The organism is Psychrobacter sp. SWN149 (assembly GCF_015864565.1).
Taxonomy (GTDB): Bacteria; Pseudomonadota; Gammaproteobacteria; order Pseudomonadales; family Moraxellaceae; genus Psychrobacter.
The window spans coordinates 86,922-93,236 of record NZ_JADYWX010000009.1; the positions used below are offsets into that span (position 1 = coordinate 86,922).

A 6,315-nucleotide genomic window follows, 5' to 3' on the forward strand; every position below is an offset into this window, starting at 1 on the left:
CCTTTATTCAATAAGTTCAATTAAACATATCTCACGCATTAAGGAATATTTTATGCTTTTTGAGTTTATCGCTACCATCGCTGCCGCATTTGGCATGGCTGGATTAGCACTTATCATAACTCACCTCAGCAAACTGGCAGGCAAACGCGCTCCTAAATGGCTGATCCCCTTATTTGCTGCTATTGGTATGTTTGCGTTTCAGATAAATCAGGAGTACAGCTGGTATGGTCAACAAGTGGAGAAGCTACCAGAAGGCGTAGAAGTTGTCAAAACAGCAGAAAGCACGGAGTGGTTCCGCCCATGGTCTTACGCTAAGCCGCAAATATTACGGTTTATCGCTGCCGATATTGGAAATGCGAGTGTGCAAGTCGATAATCCAGATATACATTTATTCAATTTATATCTATTTGAAAGACGAAGAGCCGTAGAGACAGTCCCTCAAGTTATCGATTGTAGTATTCCTGCACGTGCAGACTACGTGATACCTGAGAAAGGCAATACGCTATCCATTGATGAACATGTGAAACAAACGACTGCATGGCGAGACCTAGTAACAGATGATCCGCTATTTATCAGTATTTGCACTGATAAACAAAGCTAACGAATTAAGAGAGATTTAGAACAGGCAATCCATCAGTAGTAAAGTCTTCAAAGAAACATGTGATGATAAAGCGGTATTTTAGATGAATAAAAAATCTGAAAATACCGCCTTATTTGTATGCTTTGCTTTTCATTGATGAGACGTTGTCGTATAAGTGTGCTTAGAATTGGCACCTAGCAGTAGCCCCGCACATAAACCACCGAAATGGGCGGCAAAAGAGATACCTTCTTGCGGCATTAAGCCTTCTTTGATAGTGAGCCAATACCCTGCCCCCATAACGATACAAGCGATTAAATAACCCCAACGCCGTGCAAATATAGCCCCTCCTATCATGTAACCGAGCATCGCAAAACACAGCCCTGATGCACCAATATGAATAGAAGAAGGTGAGCCAAGCACCCAAGTGACTAAACCTGATGCGACCACCAATTTAATCACAGTACGATAGGCATTTTTTTCAAACAGCCCAAACAAAAATAAAATCTGCAACAGCGTCACAGTGTTGCCAGTCAAATGGGACAAGTTGCCATGCATCGTCCATGACGCAAATACCCCTATCATACTCCCCACATCTAATGCTCGCGGGACAATACCAAAAATATTCCACAGTCCAAACAGAAGCACTTCATTCAATAAAAACATGCCCCACATTGGTATGAGTACAAATGCGTACAAGCCAACGACTTGCTTCAGTCTTGCCATCACTAAGCTAAGCAACTGCTGCCAATTCATAGACCGTCCTATTCCTTTGCTCTAATGTTATATGTCTGCTAATGATTTACTGCAAATGGTGGGCGCACAGCGGGTATAAACGATAAAGGTGACGCGTCTGTATCCGCATTCAAATAACTATTACTATGCAGCAAAGACGTCGAATGATAAGGCACCAGTGCGGTCGGGATAAAGTGACGTGCAGCATCAATATGCTGAATAGAATCATCAAAAAAGATATGCGGCGCAAACGTTCTCAGCACGGCTGTTTTCTCTAATCCTCCCAAAAAAAACGCCATATCCACATTTACACCCCACTCACGCAGCGTTTTGATCGCTCGCAGATCTGCTGGTGCATTACGAGCGGTTACAAGCGCGATTTTGATTGGAGAGTATTGCAAACCAGCAGGCAGACGCTTTTGTAAGTTAGATAATTTAATCAATAACTCAGCGTAAGGCCCTTTTTCTATTGGCAAATCACGCATCTGTGACTCACGATCATGGAAAGCACGCAGGCCTTTTTGTTTATAGAGCAGCTCACCTGAATCATCAAACAGCACTGCATCCCCATCGAAAGCGATACGTAGCTGATCGGTATCCAGCTCATAAGTATTAACAGGGGTCGCATTCAATATCGCACAAGCGCAAATATTGGCATCAGCCACTTGCTGCGCATCTTCACGATTGGTGGTCAAAAACAAATCGACATTGAAGTCTTTTATGTAAGGGGCAACCGGACTGCCTGAAATAAATGCCGAACGTGAAATATTGATATTACGGTCTAGAATTGCATTAAGCACCTGAATGCCAGTATCTGGACTACTTTTTGAGACAATCACGACTTCCACGAGAGGTGCTTCAAGCTCTAAATCTCGCTTACTATCTTCGCAATAATTGTTTAGGTTTAGCAGGGCCTTGATTAACGGATAGCCAGCGCCGATGCTCAGAGACTCATTTTCACGCTCTATCATGTAGTCACGAAACTCTTTTATTGCGCTTGCAGGTCGCTGCTTTAATAGTTCTAGTAAATGATTTTCTGACTCTGTGAGATCAAAAAGTGCCGTCGCAGAAATTGCAACGATGAGTGTATTGCTGAAATCGACAGCCATAAATGTGTGCTTCTATGATAAGTAATGAGAATTATAGAATTTATTTTACTATATATATGAGTTAGCCGTGTAGCTACTCGCACTCATATTAAGACCGCTAATACACATTTTTTGTGCAAAAAAAAGACTGCAATGGCAGTCTTTTTTGATCTTAATCAATATTTAGCTGATATCAGTACCGTCATCAATGACAAAGCTTACAATCATAATGACATGGTATTTACTGATTTTTCCATCAGTGACACCTACTTTTTGCTCTTTTATCCAAGCGCCTTCAACATTTTTAACGGTCTTAGATATTCTCGCAATACCTTGTTGAATAGCATCTTCAAAACTGGTTTCAGAAGTACTGCTGATCTCAACATTCTTAGCAATAGTCATAATATTTTTCGCATCCATGTGATTTTAGAATAGTTTTTTTAAAATAAAATGATGATAAAAACGTAGACTCAACATTTTATCTCTCAATTATTCTAGCGCTATACCGAATGCACAACAATGATTCTATGTTATTTTATGTATGACTTATCCCAATAACACAAGCGAAATAGCAGGGAACATCACCAATATGACCAGACGAATCACATCGGACACAATGAATGGTGCCACTCCTCGAAACATATCACTAAGCTTAATGTGCGGCGCCATTGCTTTAATCACAAAGATATTCATCCCCATCGGCGGCGTGATTAATCCAAGCTCTACCGTCAATACTGCAATGATACCGAACCATACTGGATCAAAACCTAAGGCCAAAATAATCGGATAGACCACAGGAATCGTAATCACTAGCATCGCTAGGGCATCCATAAACAGCCCTAATAGGAAGTACATAATCAAAATACAGATCAGCACAATCATCGGACTGACTGCCAACCCACCAATCCAAGAAGCCAGTGAATAAGACAAACGTGATACTGAGATAAAATACCCCAATGCCTCTGCGCCCAGTAGCATAAAAAATACCACCGCAGAGAGTGCTAGCGTCTCAATCAACGACTGCTTTAAACCATCTAAACGCATGCCTTTGGCAAACGCATATGCCCAAGAGACAAACGCCCCGACGGCCGCGCCTTCTGTTGGCGTAAATAGACCAAAGAAGATACCGGCAATAATCACAATAAAGATAAAGCTAAAAGGTATTAGACCCGTCAATGATAAAAACTTTGCTTTCCAAGTGGTTGGCTCACCACGTCTTGCTAGATGCGGTTTCCAGCGCACCATAACCATCACCGTGATGGAATACATCACCATACCCAGCATACCGGGTAAGAACCCTGCGATGAACATGTCACCTACTGATTGCTGAGTTAAGATGGCATAGACCAGTAACGCGATACTGGGCGGAATCATGATGCCGAGCGTCCCACCAGCGGCCAAAATACCGCAGGCAAACCCTGGCTGATAGCCATACTTCTCCATTTGTGGCAGCGCGACTTTGGTCATCGTAGAAGCAGTGGCGAGCGATGATCCTGAAATAGAGGCAAAGATACCGGACGAGCCGATACCAGCAATACCAAGACTGCCCCTGACTCCACCAAAGATGGTACGAGTGGCTTCAAACAATTTACCTGCCATACCTGAATGGGTAGCAAACACCCCCATGAGAATAAACAGCGGAATGGCACTAAAGTCGTATTTGGCTAAGACATCAACGGGAATGTCTTTGAGCATTTGCAGAGCACCACTGGGGGCTGTGACAGCACCAAAGCCGACAAGTCCAACGCCTAACATGGCAAGAGCGACTGGTACACGGAACAAAACGAGAAAGATCATGACAATTAAGCCAATAGCGCCGATAATTTCTGGACTCATGCGCCTGTCTCCTCGGCGTCAAAGAACTCGCCTGTTTTAAAGATGTTGATAGATTCGATCAATGAGCGAATGGCAAGCAAAATGCTTAGAAAGGCACTAAGGGCATAAATAGGCATCATAGAAATGCGCAAATCTTGGGTGACTTTGCCATACTCGACAGCATCAACAGCACTTTCATAAAGCCCCCACGAAAAGACAATACCAATGATAAAGAAGCCCATCATGAATACTCCCATCATGTAGCCTTTGATAGACTGAGGCATCTTCTGAGTGAACACATCAACGATGATTTGTGAGCGTTCAACGAAGGCTGCAAAGGCGGCCAACAATGCAAATAGCATAAAGTAGGAGACGATCTCGACGCTGCCCTTAACCGTAAAACCAAACTCACCGCCGCTAAGTTTAAAGATATAACGGGCGACGACGTCGAGCATAGTAGTGAGGACAATGATGATGAGACTCACGCCGCCAATAAATTGACATAGGCGTGAGATTGTTTGGCTGATTTTGACTAGAAATGCCACGTGATACCTCCCAATGGGTTATACCTTACAAGCAGCACTAGCAGCTTTTGCTTTTGCATAAACACCATCAGCATCTAGACCCAAAGCTTTGACATCACTTAGGTATTTTTGCGTTCCTTTTTCAAGTGGCCCTTTCCAGTCTGGATCATTAAGCGGATCAGGAATTTCGATAATTTCATCACCTTTATCTTTAGCAGCTTGAATAGCCATTTTGTCATGTTTATCAAATACCTCACCAACTTTGCTAGCAAGCGCCATTCCTGAATTTTCATCCAGAACTTTTTTCAAATCATCAGGCAAATTGTTATATTTATCCTTATTCATAGTCACCATCAGTGCTGAGCTATAGAAAGGAATATTGGTGTGGTATTTGGTAATCTCGTCAATCTTAAAGGCTGTTACCGCCTCCCAAGGGAAACTCAAACCGTCAACGACACCGCGCTGTAGAGAGGTATACATATCATTTGCCGGTAGACCTACTGGTGAAGCACCAGCACTTTCTATAATGTCACCAGCGACTGCGGAAGGACGACGAATGCGCATGCCTTTCATGTCCGCAGGTGTACGAATTAGCTTATCCGTAGTGTGAAGCGCACCAGGGCCTCCACCATACATAAATAGCAAATGAGAGTCTTCATACTCACTAGCGAGCGTCCCATCATCATAAAGAGTCTGCAGCATACAGCCCATTTGGCTGGCTGAGTTTGACAATCCTGGAAGCTCAGTGATCTGAGTTAAAGGGAAACGACCGTTGGTATAGCCATGGGCTTGTGAGCCAATATCGATCGTACCTTTGGCAGCAGACTCATAGGTAACATCTGCTTTAGCAAGACCAGCTGATGGATAGAGCTCAACTTTTAGACGACCTTTAGAATCTTCTTCTATTTTCTTAGCCCAAGGTTCAAAGACCTCTGTACTAATAGATGAGGTAGCAGGCCAAAAATGTGAGAAGCGCAATACAGTGGTTTCTTGAGAGGTGGCTGATGAACCATCAGCAGTGTCAGCAGACTGGTTAGAGCAACCGAAAAGACTAATAGCGGCTAAAGCACCAATTGAAAAAAGAGGAGCTAACTTCATTATCAATTCCTTTTGATAATTATGAGAATAGGAGTAAAACCTCATAAGTAAATAATTTAATCCATACTAGATTCAATCATTTACAAGGTTTTAATATATATTTTACATACCTGTAATAAAAACCTAGTTTAAAATTAACAGCTATAATGATATAAGTCAAATCATTTTGATGATATCAATAGAAAATATATTCATAAAATCATATAAGGTTTAAGCAAATATTTCAATCAGAGAAGCTACAAAATACATAGCTTGATTGACAACTCAAAATCATAAATTTAAGAGCATAAAGGCAATCAAAATTAGAAAATACCAGCCAAAGAAAACCCCCCGACGCATGAGCGTTGGGGGGTATTCAAGTATAGAGAGCTGACGATGACCTACTCTCACATGGACGAATCCACACTACCATTGGCGCAACGATGTTTCACTTCTGAGTTCGGGAAGGGATCAGGTGGGGCCATCGCGCTATTGTCGT

The 6,315-nt window shown here is 42.4% G+C and carries 7 protein-coding genes and 1 rRNA gene; 1 reads left to right on the top strand and 7 read right to left on the bottom strand.

Annotation, left to right across the window (positions count from 1 at the left end; translation table 11 throughout):
* Nucleotides 1-52: 52 nt before the first annotated feature.
* Nucleotides 53-601 (top strand): hypothetical protein, encoded by a 549-nt coding sequence (locus I6E86_RS13240; RefSeq protein WP_197177852.1) that lies wholly within the window; start codon nt 53-55, stop codon nt 599-601.
* A 129-nt stretch (nt 602-730) separates the two neighbouring features.
* On the opposite strand, the gene I6E86_RS13245 is transcribed toward I6E86_RS13240, so the two are convergent.
* From I6E86_RS13245 to rrf, 7 genes are all read right to left on the bottom strand, one after another.
* On the bottom strand, nt 731-1,333 hold the full coding sequence (locus I6E86_RS13245) for a rhomboid family intramembrane serine protease (RefSeq protein WP_197177853.1): 603 nt from the start codon (nt 1,331-1,333) through the stop codon (nt 731-733).
* 38 nt (nt 1,334-1,371) lie between these two features.
* Nucleotides 1,372-2,421 carry a 5'-nucleotidase gene (locus I6E86_RS13250; protein ID WP_197177854.1) on the bottom strand — a complete coding sequence of 350 codons (1,050 nt, stop codon included), beginning with the start codon at nt 2,419-2,421 and terminating at the stop codon, nt 1,372-1,374.
* Between the two features lie 162 nt (nt 2,422-2,583).
* Complete coding sequence (locus I6E86_RS13255) at nt 2,584-2,802, bottom strand: dodecin family protein (RefSeq protein WP_194365218.1); 219 nt, start codon at nt 2,800-2,802, stop codon at nt 2,584-2,586.
* 144 nt (nt 2,803-2,946) lie between these two features.
* Complete coding sequence (locus tag I6E86_RS13260; protein ID WP_197177855.1) at nt 2,947-4,236, bottom strand: TRAP transporter large permease; 1,290 nt, start codon at nt 4,234-4,236, stop codon at nt 2,947-2,949.
* Nucleotides 4,233-4,760, bottom strand: a complete 528-nt coding sequence (locus I6E86_RS13265) for a TRAP transporter small permease (RefSeq protein WP_197177856.1) — start codon at nt 4,758-4,760, stop codon at nt 4,233-4,235. The genes I6E86_RS13260 and I6E86_RS13265 overlap by 4 nt, the downstream gene beginning before the upstream one ends.
* Before the next feature lie 18 nt (nt 4,761-4,778).
* Nucleotides 4,779-5,837 (bottom strand): TRAP transporter substrate-binding protein, encoded by a 1,059-nt coding sequence (locus I6E86_RS13270; RefSeq protein WP_197177857.1) that lies wholly within the window; start codon nt 5,835-5,837, stop codon nt 4,779-4,781.
* Nucleotides 5,838-6,204: 367 nt separating this feature from the next.
* A 5S ribosomal RNA gene (gene rrf, locus I6E86_RS13275) occupies nt 6,205-6,315 on the bottom strand; the annotation flags it as partial.